Origin of the sequence: Pseudoramibacter faecis (assembly GCF_036289405.1) — a bacterium.
In the GTDB taxonomy this organism is placed as follows: Bacteria; Bacillota; Clostridia; order Eubacteriales; family Eubacteriaceae; genus Pseudoramibacter; species Pseudoramibacter faecis.
On the sequence record NZ_JAYFFI010000013.1, the window covers coordinates 24,987 to 43,994 of the forward strand.

Genomic DNA, 19,008 nt, shown 5'->3' on the forward strand with positions numbered 1-19,008 from the left:
GTCCGTCCTCAGCCTTTCAACTGCTTTTCAACCAGTTCCTGGATAATCTGATTGGCCATTTGCGGATTGGCCTGACCCTTGGTCGCCTTCATCACCTGTCCGGTCAAAAACCCATAAGCCTTTTTATTTCCGGCGGCAATATCTGCAATGGATTTCGGATTGTCGGCGATCACCTGAGCAACCACATCCGTCAAAGCGTCTGTATCGCTCATCTGCGCCCAATTATTAACGTCAACAATGGTCTTCGGCGACGTTTCGCCGCCTTCAAACATTTTATCCATTACTTTTTTCGCAATTTTTCCGGAAATGGTGTTGTCGGTAATCATGGCGATCAGCTCAGCCAAATCCTTTGGCGCGAAGGGAATCGTCGCCATGGTAAGTTCCCTTTCCTTTAAATGGGCGGGAATATCCACCATGAGCCAGTTAGAAATCTGCTTGGGTTCATTGAGGATCGCGACCGTCTCTTCAAAAAAGCGCGCGGTTTCTTTCGATGTGGTGAGGACTTCAGCATCATATTCCGGCAAACCATAATCCGATACGTAACGTGCCTTTTTCGCTTCCGGCAATTCCGGCAGTTCGGATTTTGCCTTGGCGATCTGTTCGTCGGTAATGACAATTGGCACCAGGTCCGGTTCCGGAAAATAGCGATAATCTTGGGCATCTTCTTTGGAACGCATGGAAGAACTGACACCCTTGGCATCATCCCATTTCCGCGTTTCCTGAATGATCCGATGTCCTTTCTTGAGCTCAATGATCTGCCGCTTACTTTCATAGCGCACCGCTCTTTCTAAGGCGCGGAAAGAATTTAGGTTTTTCATTTCGGTCCGTGTTCCCAGTTCATCACTGCCCTTGGGTTTGACCGATAGGTTCACGTCAAAACGGATGGACCCCTCTTCCATTTTACAATCGGATACGCCGGTATATTCCAACGTATTGCGCACCTTTTCAGCAAAGGCCCGGGCATCCTCCGGTCCGGTCATGTCCGGCTCGCTGACGATTTCGATCAACGGCACACCGCAACGGTTCACATCGATTAATGTGCCGTCCGCCGATTCGTGCAGCAGTTTCCCGGCATCTTCTTCAATGTGAATTCGAGTAATCCCAATGGGTTTGGTTTCCCCATTCACATTGATATCCACCGATCCGCCCAAACACAACGGCCTGTCAAACTGTGATGTCTGATAGGCTTTCGGCAGATCCGGATAAAAATAATTTTTACGATCCATCTTGCTGAAATTGGCGATTTTGCAATTGAGCGCCAAACCCGCCTTCGTCGCAAATTCGATCACTTTTTCGTTAATAACCGGCAATACTCCGGGCATCCCCAGACAAACCGGGCAAGTGTGGGTGTTTTCGGGATCTCCAAACTTTGTCGGACAAGCGCAAAAGATCTTGGTCTTCGTCTGCAGTTCGGCGTGAATTTCCATTCCGATGACAATATCGTATTCCATTGTGTAACTCCATCCTTAAAGTTGCGGCTGATACTGCCGGAAATTCACGGCACTTTCCAAAACATGGGCTGCTCTTAAAATACGGTCTTCACCAAGCGCCGGCCCCACCAATTGAATGCCAATCGGCAGCCCGGCATCATCCAAAGCCGTCGGTAGCGAGATCCCCGGCACCCCAGCGATATTCATCGGCACCGTGAAAATATCGTTGAGATACATATCCAGCGGATTGCCGATTTTTTCGCCGATGCCAAAAGCCGTTGAGGCCGAAGTCGGCGTCAACATCACATCACATTGCTCAAAAACAGATTTAAAGTCTTCAACAATGAGCGTGCGAACCTGCATCGCTTTCTTATAGTAGGCGTCATAATAACCAGAGCTAAGGGCATAAGTTCCCAGCATGATTCGGCGCTTAACCTCGTCGCCAAAGCCCTGAGTCCGAGTCTGATAGTACATGTCAATATAATCGGTGTATTCTTCGGCGCGAACCCCGTAGCGCACGCCATCATAGCGTGCCAAATTAGAAGATGCTTCTGCACAGGCAATAATATAATACGCCGCCAGTGCCTGTTTCAAATAATGAAAATCCACCTCGACGACTTCCGCGCCGGCCACTCGAAACACATCGAGCGCGTCATTAGCCGCCTTTTGAACTTCCGCCTGAACGCCATCGTCAAAAGAGCTTTTCATCACGCCAATCTTCATCCCTTGGACACTGTCTTTTAAGCCGGCCAGATAGTCCTTCTTGGGAATATTCAGCGACGTCGAATCTTTCGAGTCGTGACCGGCGATCGCGTTCAGAACGATTGCGGCATCTTCAACATCTTTGGTAAAGGGGCCGATCTGATCCAGCGATGACGCAAAGGCGATGAGTCCATAACGCGACACCAAACCATAAGTCGGTTTGAGACCGACCACCCCACACAACGAAGCCGGCTGGCGAATGGAGCCGCCAGTGTCAGACCCCAGTGAAAAGGCTGCCATATCCGCAGCCACCGCCACAGCAGAGCCGCCGGAGGAGCCGCCGGGTACTTTGGTAATGTCCCAGGGATTTTTAGTCGTTTGATAGGCAGAATTTTCTGTGGAAGAACCCATGGCAAATTCATCCATATTGACTTTCCCCAGCATAACCGCCCCGGACTGATTCAGTCTGGTGTAAACATCGGCATCGTACGGCGGGACAAAATTACCCAAAATCTTGGAAGCCGCCGTCGTGTGGATGCCATTGGTGCAGATGTTGTCTTTCAACGCATAGGGAATACCTGCTAACGGAGCATCTCCTCTACCTTTTTGGTCCATTGTCATGGCGACTTCAAGAGCCTGTGCGGTATGGTCAAGCAAAAAAGCATCTAATTGGCCATCAAGGCTTTTAATGCGATCCGCGTAAGCCTGGGCCACATCAAAGACGCTCAGTTCACCCTGATTCAATAGATCTAGCGTTTCGTGAATGGTTAATCGTGTGATATCCAAATTCATTTCCTATTCCAGCACTCTCGGCACTTTAAAACAGCCATTTTCAGAATCCGGCGCATTAGCCAGCACCGCCTCATTAGAAAGTGACTCGCCAATTTCATCCTTGCGATACACATTTTTCACCGGTAAAATATGCTCTGTCGCGGCCACATCTGTCGTGTCGACTTCATTCAGCGTATTGACGTAATCCAAAACGCTGCCCAGCTCCTTCACCATTTTCTCGGTTGCCGCTCCATCAAAGCGCAACCTGGCAAGATTTGCCACATAGGTAACGTCTTCTTTTGAAATACTCATTGCAATATCTCCTCATTTAAAAGTTCATAAGTTCGTTTTACCATATTGATTTATTATAGTTGATTCGACGGGCATTTTCAACGCCAATCACAGAATGCCCGTTTAAAATTGCTTCGCACAACTTTAATCAGTTCAGGCGAAGCGTTCGACAAATTCGGCTTCAGAAATAATGGAAACGCCCAGATCTCTGGCCCTTCGATTTTTTGCGGAAGTGCTTTCCACATCATTGTTTACCAGATAATCGGTTTTTTTCGAAACCGATCCGCTGACATGCCCGCCCTGAGACTCGACATAAGCTTTAAACGCATCCCGATTTTGATAATGCCGCACCTTGCCGGTGATCACAAAAGTCAGCCCTTCGCATCGACCACGATTACTTTGTTTCGCTCCCATATCGACTTGAAGTTCTGCCAGCAGTTGCGTTAAATCCGCTGCATTTTTCTCATCGGCGTACCAGGTTAGAAGCGAATCGGATCTTTCCGGGCCAATGCCTTCAATATCATCAAATCCTTCGTTTGCGTTCAATCGATTCAGCACGCCTTCAAGGCCGATAGCATTGGTCAACCGTTTGCCGGCATCCACCCCGATCATTGGAATACACAAAGCAAAGAGCAAATTTTCCGGTTTAACCCGACGACTCTTTTCAATTGCCGCAGCCAAATTGGTCACGGATTTTTCGCCAAATCCATCCATCTCACGAATAGTGTCAAAATGTTTTGACAACTGATAAATATCTGAAAAACTTTTGATAAATCCCTGATTAATAAATTTATTCATCGTTTGAATGGACAGACCGTCGATATCCATCCCGTAACGGCTAACAAAGCGATTGAATTTCTGCAGGTGCTTGGCTGCGCATTCGGGATTGGAGCAATGCAGTGTCTCCGCACCGGATGACGATACGGCCACAGTCGTCGGCGCGCTACAAACCGGGCAGGTCTCTGGAATGACAAAATTCCCCTCACCCTCTGCCGCGATGACCTTCGGAATAATTTTATTCGCTTTAATCACTGTCACCCTGGTCCCGGCCCCGCCGATCCCCAGGCGCCGACACTCGCTAATATTGTGCAGACTCGCCCGCTTGACGATCGTGCCTTCGAGCGCCACCGGTTCAAAAATAGCCACCGGCGTAATAGTTGATGCTGCACAGGACCAATCAATCTCCGTCAAAATTGAATCGACCGATGTGTCTTGCCATTTAAAGGCCAATCCTGCGCGTGTCGCGTGATGCCCGGTCACGGATCCTGTCCGGGCATAATCCGTGTCGTCGTAAGTCATCACCAATCCGTCTACCGGATAGGGAATTGCACCTTTGCTGATTTGTTCACTCCAGCGCGCGATGCCATCGCTCAGCGTATCGGCCTGCAGGCGTTCTCGCGCCACCGGATGAAATCCCAAAGACGCAAGGTAGTCCATCCGCGCACCCCAGGAGATCATCTCGTGATCAAGATGCACCAGCGTGAAAGGTATCCACTGCAAATGCCGCCGCCTAACTTCGTCAATATCCTTTAAGCTCAGCGACCCCGACGCCAAATTGCGCGGATTGGCATAAGTCTCTTCACTCTCCAGTAAAAACGATTCAAAATCCTTATAGGTGATCAACGCCTCACCGCGAATCACCAAATGTCCCGGCTCCGATATTTGAATCGGCACACCGTCAATGGCCGGGGCCAAATGGGTGATGTCTGTGCCGACGTTGCCATTGCCCCGGGTCACCAGCCGGCTCAACCGCCCTTCGTCGTAGGTTGCCACTAAAGTGAGTCCATCCAGTTTGAGCGAAAGCCAGACATCCCGGCCATCGGCCCATTTCACTAGGTCGGCAACGGTTTTGGTTTTCGCCAGCGACAGCATCGGATATTCGTGAGCTACTTTTTCGCCGCTTGCTTCTGATGACGATGCGCTGACACGTTGGGTCGGCGAATCAGAGCGCGCGTAGCCAGCTTCTTTTTCAAGCCGAATCAATGCGTCAAAAAGTGCATCCCACTCATAGTTGGACATCAGCTCTTCTCTGCCGCCGTAATATGCCTCTGACGCCGCATTGATCTTCTCGATCAAATCGGCCATTTGCTGATTGATGGTTAATTCTGCCATGGTCATCCTCTAATTTTAATCTGCCGGCAGCACGAATCCAGGATCAAGTTTTTTAATACCGACTCCGGGAAAGGCCACCGAAATCTGATGCGCTTTCACTTCAACAATGGTCCCGACGCCAAATTTTTTATGCTTCACTTTGTCGCTAAGCTGATAATTATTCGTCCCCGAACCGATGTCAGGCGCTGCTTTTTTCTTTTTACCATAAGTCAGGTTGGCACCGAAGGCACTGGGTCTGCGACCAAAGGTCTGATTCGCCCGCTTCCCCGCTTCACTGATCACCGCCTCCCGGGAATGATGCTCCTCTTCGTGGATGCAGTCCACCGGCAACTCCCGCAAAAACCGCGAGGCAATCTGAGGTTGGCGTCTGCCAAATACCGTTCGTTCTGACGCGTGAGACAAATAAAGCTTTTTCTCTGCCCGGGTAATCCCCACGTAACAAATGCGCCGTTCTTCTTCCATCTGGGCAGGATCATCAAAAGAACGCGCGTTGGGGAAAATCCCGTCCTCCATTCCCGGCATAAACACCACAGGAAATTCCAGCCCCTTCGCATTGTGCAATGTCATCAAGAGGACCTTGCCTTCATCGGTTTCATATTTATCCGTTTCGCTGGTCAGCGCCACCGTTTCCAGATAGGCGGTCAAACTCGTGTCATCAGAATTCTTTTCAAAATCTGCCGCCGAAGAAATCAGTTCCTGCAAATTTTCAATGCGCGCTTCCGCCCTTTCCACTTTACCCGTTTCGAGCATCGTCATATAGCCCGTCGCGTCAATCACGTGTTCAATAAGCGACGCCACCGATTCCTCTGCTGCCGCGGTCATGAGCTCCTGCATCATATCTGCAAAGCGGCGCACCTTGGTTTGAATGCCCGCCGAAAGCGTTGGCACCGCTTCGACATTGAGCACCGCATCCATCAGACTGTAACCTTTAAAGTCGGCGAAATCCTGGAGTTTCTGAATCGTCATGCCGCCGATCCCCCGCTTGGGCGTATTGATGATGCGCACCGTGCCCAGGTTATCCGCCGGATTGAGCAACACATGCAAATAAGTCACGATGTCCTTGACTTCCATCCGGGCATAAAAGCCCGTTCCTCCCACTAATTGATAAGGGATCGCCCGTCGCATAAAAGCCTCTTCAAACAAACGCGACTGAGCGTTGGTGCGGTAAAGCACCGCACAATCGCCGTAGGTAAACGCCTCATCCCGTCGCAGTCGTTCAATTTCATCGGAGACGGCATCCGCCTCTTCACAGCCCTGATCGTAAGCCGATACAGCGATTTTTTCGCTTCCCGGGTTGTGTGTCCATAAATTTTTTTCTTTTCGGCCGGTATTATTGGCAATCACCCCGTTGGCCGCTTCAAGAATCACCGGCGTCGAGCGATAATTCTCTTCCAGCTTGACGACTTTTGCGTCAGGATAGTCTTTTTCAAAATCGAGGATATTGCGGATATCCGCGCCGCGCCAGCCATAAATCGATTGGTCATCATCCCCGCAGACACAAAGATTGCGGTGCCCGCCGGCCAGCAGGTTCACCAATTCATACTGACTGTGGTTGGTGTCCTGATATTCATCCACCAAAATATATTTAAAGCGCTGCTGATAGCCCGCGAGAATTTCCGGATGTTCCTTAAACAAAATCAACGTGTTAAGAATCAAATCGTCAAAATCCATCGCATTGTTTTGCATCAGCGCTTCCCGATAACGGTGATAAAAAAGAGCCACTTTCTTCAGTCGAAAATCCCCGGCCGCCAATTGATCAAAGGCATTGGGGAGCATTCCCTTTTCCTTGGCCGCGGAAATTTCGCCAATCACATAGCCAAAGGGATATTGCTTATCCGATAAATCCAATTCCTTGGCAATTTGTTTGTAAAGCCGCTTTTGATCGTCCGCATCATAGATCACAAAGTTATCTCCATAGCCCAAAAGCTTTGCGTGCATGCGCATGATCCGCGCACACATCGCATGAAAGGTGTACATCCAAATGCGGTTCGTTTCTGGGATATCCATGGCCGCAATTCGATCCCGCATTTCTCCCGCCGCCTTATTAGTAAAGGTAATGGCCAGAATTTGAGAGGGCCACGCTAAGCCTTGTTCCAAAATATACGCAATACGGTGAATGATCGTCCGCGTTTTGCCTGAGCCAGCACCAGCCAATATCAAAAGCGGCCCTTCTGTTGCAAGTGCCGCTTCTCTTTGTTGTTCGTTTAATCCGTCCAGTAAACCCATTCATCCTCCAAATTTTCAACACTTTCCTTTATTCTGACTTTTCAATAGGCAGCAAAACAGTCATTGTCGTACCCTGACCTTCCTCACTGTCAACCAAAATCTTCCCGTGATACTGCGTCACAATCCAAAATGCTATCGAAAGGCCCAAACCCGTACCGCCGACCGCCCGAGACCGTGCTTTATCCACCCGATAAAATCGACTGAAAATTTTATCTTGATCGCTTTTGGCAATCCCGATACCCCGATCTATTACCGACAAAGCAACCTGCGTGTCCTTACGGCGACCGATTAACTTCACAACGGTATTTTCGCCGCTATATTTAATGGCATTATCCACCAAAATCACAATCAGCTGTGTTAAAAGCGCCCGATCGCCACTGACAGCGAGTGCTTCGTCAGGCATTTCCCAATCTAACAGGATATTTTTCTGTGCCGCCAGTGGCAGCATCCGTTCAATGACTTGCTGCGATAAAAACGCGAGATCAATGCGTTCCATTTCAATTTTGGTTTCCCCTGCATCCACCCGTGCCAAAAACATTAAATCTTCGACGATGCGCCGAATACGTTTCGTCTCTTGATAGGCATTGTCAAGCCATTGCATCTCTTCGGCGATAGTTTGATCGCGATCTTCTTTAATCACCTCGAGGTTGGTTAAAATCACGGCGATCGGTGTTCGCAATTCATGCGACGCATTGGCTAAAAACTCCTGCTGTCGCTCCAGATTTTCACGAATCGGCTTGAGGGCGCGCCCGGATAAAAAGAAGCCGCCGGCCAGTGAAATGCCGCAGCCAATAGCGACTACCAATAAAATGGCTGTCAATGTCACGCTTGAAAGCGTATGAACGGCATGCATATTTCGCACAATCTGAATGATCGTCAACCGCCCGTTCGCATCGACAACACCACCGGTGCAAATTTTATAGGTTCCGCCCTTTTCCTGATAATCCACGGTCCAGTAGCCGGTGTGATGCTCGTTAAAATAACGTTGCGTTAAATGTTTGAGCGCTTTCCGACTGACATTTCCGTCGACCGACGCTGTTGCAGCAACGTTGAACATATCATCCCACACCAAATAGCCAGCGTCGTTTTTCTCCAAATTCTTTTTTAAAAGGGACAGCGCTTGAATCTGCGACGAATCTTTAGAATGTCGGTTGATGCCGTCGAGATTGGTAACCAGCTGAGAGGCGTAAGCCGTCATCGTACCGTTCAATTCCGACTGCTGGCGCATATTCAAACTGATACTGATAATAAAAATGGATAATGCCGTCAAACCAATCAAGACCAAGGTATTAATCAATGTCAGATTGAAACGCAGCTTCGTTAATTTATTCATCCCTTTTGAGCACGTATCCCATGCCCCTTAATGTTTTAATGGTCACCTTCGCACCTGATAGCTTCTTTCGCAGATAATGAACATAAATTTCTACCGAATTTTCGACGGCTTTACCGTCATTGCCCCAGATGCGTTCTAAAAGTACTTTCTTCGCAATGGTCTGTTTCGGATTGAGGATAAAGAGCTCCAACATCTGAGATTCCTTTGCTGTCAACCGCACCTTTTTGGTCCCAATTAATAATTCCCCACTGGTTGTGTCGAGCACAAGATCCGCATATTGAATCACATTGTCGGCATATTGCTCTCCAGCGCGGCGTCCCAGCGCGCGAATTCTTGCGATTAATTCATCCGTCTCAAAAGGCTTGACCACATAATCATCCGCACCCATATTCAGTCCTTTGACTTTATCCTGTGTGCTATCTTTTGCCGTCAACAGTAAAACCGGAACTTTTTTGCCGGTCTGCCGAATGTGCTTTAAAACCGTCAGGCCATCCACTTCCGGCAACATAATGTCCAAGACGATCACATCGTAGATATCACGGTCAGCCATCTGTTTTCCGCTTGCCCCGTCGTTGACTACATCGACTTCCACTTTGTTTTTTTTCAGCAGCTTTGCCAAAGCTGCAGACAACGAGATCTCATCTTCAACTAATAATACCCGCATCTTATCCCTCTGCAACGCTTTAATTTGATCGTTACCGTTATCTATTATTGGTTTAATTCTTTTTTGTTCTTTCTTCGGCCGCGCCACCAACGATGTCGTGCATCATTTAGTTGATTCTCGTCTGTTGCCAATGGTTTCTCGGGATCGGATTCCGGTACTGCCTTATTTTTCGCTTCCCCGTCTGCATTATTCGCTTGTGTATCAACGGCAGACACATCACTTGTTTCACCGCTTTCCGGCCCTATCCCCAAAGGCGTCACGATAACTTCTTCCGTCACTTCAACGATTTCACCCTCGTCACTGAGTACTTTTTTAGTGACCGTTTGTGTCTCTGTGATCTTTTCAGAAGGTTTCTCAACTTTCGCTCGGGCATCTGCCTCTGCCTGCGTCAACGCCCAATCATCAATACTCTGACGTTCGTCGCCAACTTTCTGGGCCTTCCCCCGCGAATCCCGATGCGCTTCTGAGTTATCTTTAATGCTTTCAAACATTGCCGCCGGCATGTCCACCCCCTGATCGTATTCCACTTTACGATGGCAGTGGATGTACACCGGCAGAGCACGATCGTAATTCACTAGGAAACTGTCATCTGGCAAAATCCCTTTAGCCATCAAATAATAAATGAAGAGTCCCAGATAATAAGCTTTATCAGGATCAAGCTCTGTGAGACTGGCGTAACGATCAAAAGCTCGTTCCAAAGAATCTCCGTCTTGAACGATATCGCCGCCGAGGCGAATCCATTCTCTGGACAAATTCGTCGTTAGCGACTTATCAAAATACGTCCACAGGATCCCCCGTGCAACAGATTCATCCTTTATTTTAAGTGATTGCATCAAATCCTTTCCGCCTTTGGCAAAAGCTCTGGCGATACGCGCTGTATAAGATGTTTCGCTTCTCGGTTCTCGCAGCTGCCCTTCATTTTGTGTGTCCATTAAATAACTGAGCAAGGCGTCATCTTCGCCGATCGCCTTTTGGATGGCTGCCCACTCACTGTACAGACAGAAAGGAATGTATCCAAAGTCACGAAAAAGGTGATCGGAGATCCGCTTGATTTCTATCACCGCTTCTCGATCAGCATAAATGCGTTTTTCCTCTGCCACATAGCGATCCATCTGGAAATAACGATTATTCTCTGAGAAGAACTGTCCCATTTCTCCAATGGTTTCAATATCCTTGCTAAAGAAAATCAGTCCTTCAAAGGTTTCATAAACGGAGACCGTTTCACTCTGATGATTTTCCGTCGGCAGTTGAATATAGCGCATCCCCTGATAGATCAGATCGTTCAACGGGTAATAAACGTCATTGGGATAGGCATCCTGATAGATAAACATTACACGTTTGCTCCGCTTGAAGCAAAGAATATATCCCCGCGAGGCAAAGAATCCCCAGGCCGGTTCCGGCTTTCTTCTTTCAAATTTAACGTTAAAATGATCCGCATAATAACAATTGCTGCGAATATAGTCCACCATATCATCCCGGGTCCGAATGCCTAAGGTCAAAAAATTGCTCAAATAATCTCGCACCAGAAGATCCAATGTCACTCCATACGGATCATACAAATCCAGAATGGGAACTGTCCCTGCCTTTTTAAGATTTTTGACGATGCAAAGCAGAATACAATCGATATGAATCGCAGAAAAAGGTTCATTGGGACGGATTTTCCGCAAATCCGACCGCGCTTTCTCTCCCAGGATATTAAGCACAGTACGTCGTTTACGTTCGTGCCGTTCTTTTAAATGTTCATTGTATTTGTCAATCATGTGCACGACTTTTTTAAAGGGCACTTCATCATTGCTGTATAAACTGACAAATTTATCGTCGTCGAGCCCCTTATCCACGTATTTGACCGACGTCAGATTAATCGCTTGAATGCCTTCCTGTTGTTTGGTAGCATACCGGATTTCCATATCTGAAGGAAAGGAAATCGCAATGATTTTTGATCCTTCAATTTGCTGAAGAACAATCCCACGCGACGATAAGAATGCGTTGACCCAAACGCGTGGTACTGTATCGCTACAATTAGCCTGAACTTGTTTGATCCAAAACGTTGTATTATTGAAATATTTGGGGAAACTCATCAATTCCGCATCTGCCAAATTGGCTGAAAAGCCAAAAGAAAGCAATTGATACACAATGCGTGCCAAATCCCGGGTGAAGTCCGGATCCGCTTCTTCCCGATTAATAAAGGTCATAAATAACGGGTTGTCCTTTGCCGTGAAGTGAGGGGCAAATTTCAGGACAACCGCAACCGCCAGAAAAATTAACGTGTCAATGTCGACCGATCCCAATTTTGTAACCCGATAATCCTTTTTAAGGGTGGTCAGCATGTCGGCCCGCATTTTTTCCATCAGATCGATCCCCTGGGTCAGCGTTTTGTAACACGACGAACACAAGCATTCATATTGAATATTCAGACGCGGTTTATTAATCTGATACGTTCTGGCAAAAACACCCAATTCCTTTCCACATCTTTCGCAGGTATCCTTTTTCATTGGATATCGCTCCTTTCCCGCTCAAAAAATCTCTGGCCCTCCAGAAATCTGATATCTTTTGAATGCATTTATTCTATCATAACGCCTTTGAAGATTAAAACCCTGGCTGTCAAAACCATACAAAAAACTGCCCGAAACTTTGCCCGAGCAGTCTATAAAACCATTCCCCGATAAGGAATGAAAATCTGATCTTCGCACCATTAGCGCGAATTCAGTAAAATATTGCAATTGGTGCGGATGAAAGGACTCGAACCTTCACATCAAAAGATACCAGATCCTAAGTCTGGCGCGTCTGCCAATTCCGCCACATCCGCAGGCAACGTCACTCGAGCGAACAAGCACTCGCCTGTAACGTGCTCATATAACATACCACAAAAAAAAGCCGGCCGCAAGACCGACTTTTTGACGTCAAACTCAACAACTTGAGCAAGCGCCCACCTACGCGTTCATCCGCGAAATAAATCCTGCGGAGATGACGCGTTTAACCTTCGATAGAAATAACCTTGTAATCCTTGTCTTCGACGACTTTAGTTAATACGGCGTCGTCGACGTCCTGATTTAGTTCAACCATGGCGACACCGGCAGTGTGGCTGACCATCGCCTTGTCAACCTGCTCTAAACTTTCCAGCGCCTTGGTTACCATGCTTTCACAATGACCACACATCATGCCTTCAATTTTAATGGTTTTTTTCTGCACTTTTGTTTCTCCTTGAATTTTCTGATTATTGAATTTCTTTAAGTTGTTGTCCGCTATAATATTTTCTGTCGAACGATGCTTGGGCACCAATTTTTTATCCTTTGAAGGATCGTCCATTTTGAACAAGTTGAGGCGCAACGCGTTCGTCACGACGCAAAAGCTCGACAAGCTCATCGCGGCCGCACCGACCATCGGATTCAAAAAAGGCGCACCGAATAAAACATGATAAAGGCCCGCCGCCAGAGGAATCCCGATGACGTTATAGAAAAATGCCCAGAATAGATTCTCGTGAATATTTTTTAAGGTCTGCCGGCTCAAACGAATGGCCGCCGGCACATCCAGAAGCCGGCTTTTCATCAATACGGCGTCCGCCGCATCAATAGCAATGTCTGTGCCGGCGCCAATGGCCATGCCGATATCGGCCCGGGTGAGTGCCGGCGCATCGTTAATCCCATCGCCAACCATCGCGACCTTGCCGTTTTTCTGCAGATCTCGGATCACTGCTTCTTTCCCATTAGGCAGCACGCCGGCCACCACTTGATCGACCCCGGCCTGATCGCCGATAGCCTTGGCCGTGCGCTCATTATCGCCGGTCAGCATGACCACCTGAATGCCCATGCCTTTAAGTTGTGCGATCGCCTCGCGGCTGTCCGCTTTAATCACATCGGCCACGGCGATCGCACCGATCAATGCGCCGCCCTTAGCAAAAAGCAGCGGCGTCTTGCCGGTCGCCGCCAATGCTTCCATCCGATTTTCAAACGCCGAATCGACAGCCACCTGCGGCTTAAGATATTGCAAACTGCCGCCAATCAGCCTTTCCCCGTGATAAGAGGCTGACAGGCCATTGCCCGGCAATGCCGAAAAATCTGTCACGACCTGCGGCGCGATCTGATTTGCTTTGGCATAATCCATGATCGCTTTTGCCAGCGGATGCTCGCTTTTCACTTCCAAAGACGCGGCTAATTGCATCAATGTCGATGGATCCACACCGTCCGCAGGCAGAACCTCCGTCACCTTGGGCGTCCCTTCAGTGATTGTACCGGTTTTATCCAGCGCAACAATTTCGATTCGTCCTGTTTCCTCCTGGGCGGCGGCCGTTTTAAACATAATGCCGTGCTTGGCACCCATTCCAGATCCGACCATGATGGCAACCGGTGTCGCCAAGCCCAGTGCGCAGGGGCAGGAAATCACCAATACCGAAATTCCGCGCGCCAACGCAAATCCAACGCTTTTCCCGGCGACCAGCCAAACCGCAATCGTGACCAGGGCGATAGCAATAACCGCCGGCACAAACACACCGGAAACCTTATCTGCCACCTTGGCAATGGGCGCCTTGGTCGCCGCCGCATCCGAGACCGTTTGAATGATTTGCGACAATGTAGTGTCTTCTCCCACCCGTGTCGCACGGCATTTCATAAACCCGGATTGATTGAGCGTCGCCGCTGAAACCACATCACCCTCTGCCTTATCCGCCGGAATGCTTTCTCCGGTCAATGCCGATTCATCCACCGCTGTAGCGCCTTCAAGCACAATACCATCCACGGGAATGTTTTCGCCCGGGCGCACTACAAAGGTATCGCCGATAACCACTTCTTCAATCGGGACCGTCATTTCTTCGCCAGCGCGTTCAATCACTGCCGTCTTGGGCGCCAGCTTCATCAAACTTTTAAGCGCATCCGTCGTCCGCCCTTTGCTCGTGGCTTCCAGCATCTTCCCGACGGTAATCAGCGTAACAATCATGGCTGCTGATTCAAAATAAAAATGATGTCCCATTTGCATAGCCATCTGCGCGTGACCTTCAGACAAGTGCTTGGTCATCCCAATGATCACCACCGCCGAATAGCCAAACGCCGCCGATGACCCTAGGGCCACCAGTGTATCCATATTGGACCCGCCCATGAAAAGCGACCGGTAACCATTGGTAAAGAACTTCTTGTTGATAAGCATCACCACAATGGCCAAAAGCATTTCGAGAATGCCTATTCCTACCATGTTATCCCTGAAAACCCACGGTGCCGGCCAGTTCCACATGGAAACACCCATCGAAAAGTACATAAGCATGAGCAGAAAGCCCACAGAAAGCGCCAGGCGGCGCTTAAGCACCGGCGTTTCATGATCCTCCAAAGCGGCCAGCGCTACTTCGTGATCAGCGCCTTGCGCTTTATCTTTCCGGATACCCTTCGGCGAAGCTCCATAGCCGGCATTAATCACCGCCTGAATAATGGCTGATTCGCTCGCTGTTCCCTCGACGCCCATGGAGTTCGTCAAAAGGCTCACCGAGCATGAGGTAACCCCTTCAACTTTGGAGACTGCTTTTTCAACACGATTACTGCATGCCGCACAGCTCATCCCCGTCACATTATATTGTTCCATTGTCCACTCCAACTGTTTCAATCGACGGATTCGATACCTGTCACCCGATAGTCTAAACGTTCAATAACACGTGTCATCTCCTCGTCGGATACTTCTTTTTCCAATTCGACTTCTGCCTGCTTTTGTTTCCAATCGACATGTGCCACAACGCCGTCAATGCGGTTAAGCTGACGTTCAATGCGCTTTTGACAATTTTCACAGGTCATTCCCTCAATGTGAATCCTCTTTTCGCCGATTTTTTTGCTATTAAGTTTCTTTTCTTCGGCAATAATCGCTTCTCCGCCGCTTGCACAGCAACTGCCTTCACCAGAGAAACGCTTTCTTGCACTTCGAACTCCGATAATAACCGCCACTGCCAGCACGGCAATAATAATTATAGTTGCAGCCATTTGAATACCTCCTGATCATTATTTCATCAATTTTGAGAGGACCCGGATAAGTTCTTCAATTGTGCCTTCTTTATCCGCTTTAATGTCCTCAACGACACAGGTTTTAATGTGATTTTCGAGCAACAGCTTGTTAAAGGAGCGCATTGCCGCTGTCACCGCTGCACTCTGCGTTAAAATATCCGGGCAATAAGCATCCTTCTCGACCATTTTCTTGATACCGCGCACCTGCCCTTCGATTCGATTCAAACGATTGATCAGGCATCGGTATTCTTCATCGTTCCTTTTTTTGTGCCGAACACAACAGGATTCATCTGTATCAGAATGAATCGTTTGGATTTTTAGATTTTCTACTGTCATCTTTTCCTCAATCTTTCTCTTTTCATCCTCAAAATACCCTATTAGGGTATTTTGATCATTTTATACTCTATTAGGGTATTTGTCAAGCGTTTCTTACACTAAACATCAAAAAAACACACCAATTTTGATATGTACTCCCTTATTGGACGAACAGCAAAGAGGTATGTATCAATTTCGGAGCGTTTTTTAACTGTTTATGTTACGTTCAACCGGTGCGATTGCGTTTTTGAATTGCTTGGCTGATCTTTGGACGGTGGCTAACGCCACCGCTAACTTAACCACATCAAAGCCAATGTACGGCAAAGCACCAATGATTAGCGTCGAAATGAAGCTCGGGTGGGCAACTCCCGCAAGCCAAGCGCTGCCAAAAAGATAAATCACTAAATTGCCGATTACCATCCCAAAGGCCAACTCTTTGCAATCGCTCACATCGGAATCGACAAAAATTCTCGTAATTCCAGCCAAAAACAAGAACCCAATCAGGTACTTTCCCATTGGCCCTGCCAGCTTGGAAAATCCACCGGCAAATTCAAAGAAGACCAGCAAGCCAATCGTATCGATTAATAATAGTGGAAGACATCCAGCGTCACATTCTTGCGCTCCAAGAAATACGCTGCCTTATAGATGTCCAATTATGTCAAGCTGACGGGAAATAAGCTGACAGAATCGGAATCGAAAGCGGACTATGATGCAAATCACCGCTGCCACAATCGCAATCCGTATCATGCAAGTCGTCCAAGTTAATGATTCATCTGATAAAGTTATATGCTGCTCCTTTTCTCTTGGGTATTTCCTTCGCCAACTTTTTCCTGGCGACGCGCATTTCGATTTATTACCGCATCTCTTCCCCGTTTGCTTTTGAGCATAGCACATCATCCTGCGAAAATATTGCAGGTTTTTATTTTGTCCATCGGTCACGCTTGACTTTTTTAATTTGCCCGGATAAAATAATGTCATCGTGTAGCGAAAGCGTAAGTCCGGATGGGCTTGCGCTTTATTTTTTCCAACAAAGAAACGGTTATGGCAGCTTTCCGAAAAAGTCTCCCGAAAAATTAGTTTATTTATATTGAAGGAGGCTCTTTGTTATGCAAGACTTATCTCAAAACCCGTCACAAAATAAAATGGGAACCATGCCGATTCCAAAGGTTTTACTCAATATGGGAATCCCGATTATTTTATCCATGGTGTTGCAAGCGTGTTACAATATTGTAGACAGTATCTTCGTGGCTCGCATGTCGGATTACGGCGGCATTCTTCACGCCGGCGAATATGCCGTCAATGCACTAACCCTGGCTTTTCCGATCCAAATGCTCATCGTCGCTTTGGGTATCGGTACCGGCGTCGGTGTCAATGCGCTTATGGCCAATCAACTGGGACAAAACAATCGCAAAGGAGTCGCGCAGACCGCCGGCAATGGCATCTCGCTGGGCATTTTCATTTTTATCTTATTTTTTGCTTTCGGTCTTTTCGGCATCGATGTTTATTTAAAAACTCAGACGAGTAATCCCATCATCCTCAAAATGGGACACGATTATCTCAAGGTTTGCTGTTTAATGTCCTTTGGTATCTGTCTTTACACCATTTTTGAAAAATTGCTCCAAGCCACCGGCAAAACCGTTTATTCCACCATTGGTCAAATTGCCGGTGCTCTGACCAATATCATTCTGGACCCAATTATGATTTACGGCCTGCTCGGCTTCCCCCGATTAAACGTCACCGGCGCGGCTTTGGCCACCGTCATCGGGCAGATTGTCTCCATGGCAATTGCCATGGGGTTTCACTGCAGCAAAAACAAAGAAGTCCCGAATGGCGCTGCCTATTTGAAACTGCACAAAGACACCCTCAAGAAAATCTACGTGATCGGATTGCCTGCCATCATCATGCAAGCACTGATGTCCTTCATGACCTATGGCATCAATATCATTTTTGGTCTGGTCTCAGAACAAGCGGTGACCGCCTATGGTATTTTTTATAAAATCCAGCAATTTCTCTTCTTTGCCGCCTTTGGCTTGCGGGATGCCATCACGCCGCTAATTGCATTTAACCACGGCCGGCGCAATCGTCGTCGCGTGCAAAGTGGCATTCGCTATGGCCTTTTAGATACCGAAGTCATCATGTTGGCCGGCACCATCGTGCTCGAACTCTTTGGCGAGCCCTTGGTGAGTATTTTTGGACTGACATCTCAAACGGCTGCTCTATGTGTGCTTGCCGTCCGCATTATCTCTATCGGGTTTCTTTTCGCCGGGATTAACATTGCCGGGCAAGGGATTTTTCAGGCCCTGGAATGCGGATGGAGCTCACTTGTGATTTCACTGCTCAGACTTTGCGTAGTCGTCTTGCCGTTAGCTTACTGGTTCACTACTTTTGCCCATGCCACAAAGATGATTTGGATGGCATTCCCCATCGCAGAGGGCGTCACCCTTATTTTTACAATTATCCTGCTCAAAAGGACCTATCGGCGGTTGGTGCTCACTATCCCGCTCCCCAATAACACAATTTAACAATTGATTTAAACAATAGAAATAAGTCAATCGGCGTAGTCTATCTCGTAAGGACTGCGCTTTTTTGAATTTATAATTTTATCATCATTATATTAAAGAGGTTTGGCAATGCCAAAAAACAAAAAACAAGAAATTCTATTTGGTCTGATCATGTCTTATCCCATGGCTTATGGCATGGAGGTTTATAACGTCGCAATTAAAAAAAAGGATTTACCCTATCGGCCGGTGGTCTTTTCAACATGACCAACTAAGTCTTTCTCGAAGCCCTCATTAGAAGCACTTTATATGAGAGCTTTCGTATTTATTTTTTCAAATCTTTGGGGAAACCGATTGGGTGCCAAAATTGCTGAGAAACACATTCATTACGATAAAGACAATTCCTATATCTACCGCTTAATGCGTCAAGCTTGCACGGTTGGCATTATGTGCCCCACGATGAGCCTGGTTGCTTCCATTCTTTTTAATCTAATCATGGGAGGACGGCCCGTCGCCGATTTACCCGCGATTTGAATTGGCACCACCTTCAAAAATTCCCCCATGGCTTTTTTCTGGAATATGTACGCAGCCGCTCCCTACACGCATTGGCTTTTCTCGTCCTTGACCGGCCAAAACAAAAAAGAAGGAAATCGAATAATCACAATAACTCCTCTATTTTAAATAAATTCTCCTT

General features: G+C 47.7%; 13 protein-coding genes, 1 tRNA gene and 1 pseudogene. 2 read left to right on the top strand and 13 right to left on the bottom strand.

The features are described 5' to 3' along the window. Positions 1-8 precede the first annotated feature (8 nt). The 13 genes and pseudogenes from gatB to V3C63_RS08850 form a co-directional block, all read right to left on the bottom strand. Positions 9-1,451 carry an Asp-tRNA(Asn)/Glu-tRNA(Gln) amidotransferase subunit GatB gene (gene gatB / locus V3C63_RS08790; RefSeq protein WP_329887418.1) on the bottom strand — a complete coding sequence of 481 codons (1,443 nt, stop codon included), beginning with the start codon at positions 1,449-1,451 and terminating at the stop codon, positions 9-11. A gap of 15 nt (positions 1,452-1,466) precedes the next feature. After that, complete coding sequence (gene gatA / locus V3C63_RS08795; protein WP_329887419.1) at positions 1,467-2,918, bottom strand: Asp-tRNA(Asn)/Glu-tRNA(Gln) amidotransferase subunit GatA; 1,452 nt, start codon at positions 2,916-2,918, stop codon at positions 1,467-1,469. A gap of 9 nt (positions 2,919-2,927) precedes the next feature. Further along, positions 2,928-3,215, bottom strand: coding sequence for an Asp-tRNA(Asn)/Glu-tRNA(Gln) amidotransferase subunit GatC (gene gatC, locus V3C63_RS08800; protein ID WP_329887420.1), 288 nt, complete (start codon positions 3,213-3,215; stop codon positions 2,928-2,930). Between the two features lie 132 nt (positions 3,216-3,347). Then, complete coding sequence (gene ligA, locus V3C63_RS08805) at positions 3,348-5,306, bottom strand: NAD-dependent DNA ligase LigA (RefSeq protein ID WP_329887421.1); 1,959 nt, start codon at positions 5,304-5,306, stop codon at positions 3,348-3,350. 15 nt (positions 5,307-5,321) lie between these two features. Next, the gene (locus V3C63_RS08810) at positions 5,322-7,532 is read right to left on the bottom strand and encodes an ATP-dependent helicase (protein WP_329887422.1); all 2,211 of its coding nucleotides are present in this window, start codon (positions 7,530-7,532) and stop codon (positions 5,322-5,324) included. 28 nt (positions 7,533-7,560) lie between these two features. Further along, on the bottom strand, positions 7,561-8,865 hold the full coding sequence (locus V3C63_RS08815; protein ID WP_329887423.1) for a sensor histidine kinase: 1,305 nt from the start codon (positions 8,863-8,865) through the stop codon (positions 7,561-7,563). After that, positions 8,858-9,529 carry a response regulator transcription factor gene (locus V3C63_RS08820; RefSeq protein WP_329887424.1) on the bottom strand — a complete coding sequence of 224 codons (672 nt, stop codon included), beginning with the start codon at positions 9,527-9,529 and terminating at the stop codon, positions 8,858-8,860. Before V3C63_RS08820 ends, V3C63_RS08815 begins: the two co-directional genes overlap by 8 nt. A gap of 44 nt (positions 9,530-9,573) precedes the next feature. Further along, complete coding sequence (locus V3C63_RS08825) at positions 9,574-12,021, bottom strand: hypothetical protein (RefSeq protein ID WP_329887425.1); 2,448 nt, start codon at positions 12,019-12,021, stop codon at positions 9,574-9,576. 229 nt (positions 12,022-12,250) lie between these two features. Further along, a tRNA-Leu gene (locus V3C63_RS08830) sits at positions 12,251-12,335 on the bottom strand. A 167-nt stretch (positions 12,336-12,502) separates the two neighbouring features. After that, entirely contained in the window at positions 12,503-15,091 is a 2,589-nt protein-coding gene (locus V3C63_RS08835; protein WP_329887426.1) for a heavy metal translocating P-type ATPase, read from the bottom strand. A gap of 17 nt (positions 15,092-15,108) precedes the next feature. Beyond that, positions 15,109-15,480, bottom strand: coding sequence for a heavy-metal-associated domain-containing protein (locus V3C63_RS08840; protein WP_329887427.1), 372 nt, complete (start codon positions 15,478-15,480; stop codon positions 15,109-15,111). Between the two features lie 18 nt (positions 15,481-15,498). Further along, a complete protein-coding gene (locus V3C63_RS08845) occupies positions 15,499-15,837 on the bottom strand; it encodes a metal-sensing transcriptional repressor (protein ID WP_329887428.1) in 339 nt (112 codons plus the stop codon). A 186-nt stretch (positions 15,838-16,023) separates the two neighbouring features. Continuing rightward, positions 16,024-16,434: pseudogene (locus V3C63_RS08850) on the bottom strand (biotin transporter BioY); the annotation flags it as partial. 488 nt (positions 16,435-16,922) lie between these two features. Here V3C63_RS08850 and V3C63_RS08855 point away from each other — a divergent pair. Then, on the top strand, positions 16,923-18,338 hold the full coding sequence (locus V3C63_RS08855) for an MATE family efflux transporter (RefSeq protein ID WP_329887429.1): 1,416 nt from the start codon (positions 16,923-16,925) through the stop codon (positions 18,336-18,338). A gap of 108 nt (positions 18,339-18,446) precedes the next feature. Beyond that, the gene (locus V3C63_RS08860; protein WP_329887430.1) at positions 18,447-18,581 is read left to right on the top strand and encodes a hypothetical protein; all 135 of its coding nucleotides are present in this window, start codon (positions 18,447-18,449) and stop codon (positions 18,579-18,581) included. The last annotated feature ends 427 nt before the right edge of the window (positions 18,582-19,008 follow it).

Excerpts from the sequence above, each read along its gene's own strand:
- V3C63_RS08835 (WP_329887426.1), bottom strand. The coding sequence starts at position 15,091 with ATGGAACAATATAATGTGACGGGGATGAGCTGTGCGGCATGCAGTAAT.
- V3C63_RS08855 (WP_329887429.1), top strand. The coding sequence starts at position 16,923 with ATGCAAGACTTATCTCAAAACCCGTCACAAAATAAAATGGGAACCATG.
- V3C63_RS08845 (WP_329887428.1), bottom strand. The coding sequence starts at position 15,837 with ATGACAGTAGAAAATCTAAAAATCCAAACGATTCATTCTGATACAGAT.
- V3C63_RS08815 (WP_329887423.1), bottom strand. The coding sequence starts at position 8,865 with ATGAATAAATTAACGAAGCTGCGTTTCAATCTGACATTGATTAATACC.
- V3C63_RS08860 (WP_329887430.1), top strand. The coding sequence starts at position 18,447 with ATGCCAAAAAACAAAAAACAAGAAATTCTATTTGGTCTGATCATGTCT.
- V3C63_RS08825 (WP_329887425.1), bottom strand. The coding sequence starts at position 12,021 with ATGAAAAAGGATACCTGCGAAAGATGTGGAAAGGAATTGGGTGTTTTT.
- gatC (WP_329887420.1), bottom strand. The coding sequence starts at position 3,215 with ATGAGTATTTCAAAAGAAGACGTTACCTATGTGGCAAATCTTGCCAGG.
- gatB (WP_329887418.1), bottom strand. The coding sequence starts at position 1,451 with ATGGAATACGATATTGTCATCGGAATGGAAATTCACGCCGAACTGCAG.
- V3C63_RS08820 (WP_329887424.1), bottom strand. The coding sequence starts at position 9,529 with ATGCGGGTATTATTAGTTGAAGATGAGATCTCGTTGTCTGCAGCTTTG.
- V3C63_RS08810 (WP_329887422.1), bottom strand. The coding sequence starts at position 7,532 with ATGGGTTTACTGGACGGATTAAACGAACAACAAAGAGAAGCGGCACTT.
- ligA (WP_329887421.1), bottom strand. The coding sequence starts at position 5,306 with ATGGCAGAATTAACCATCAATCAGCAAATGGCCGATTTGATCGAGAAG.
- V3C63_RS08840 (WP_329887427.1), bottom strand. The coding sequence starts at position 15,480 with ATGGCTGCAACTATAATTATTATTGCCGTGCTGGCAGTGGCGGTTATT.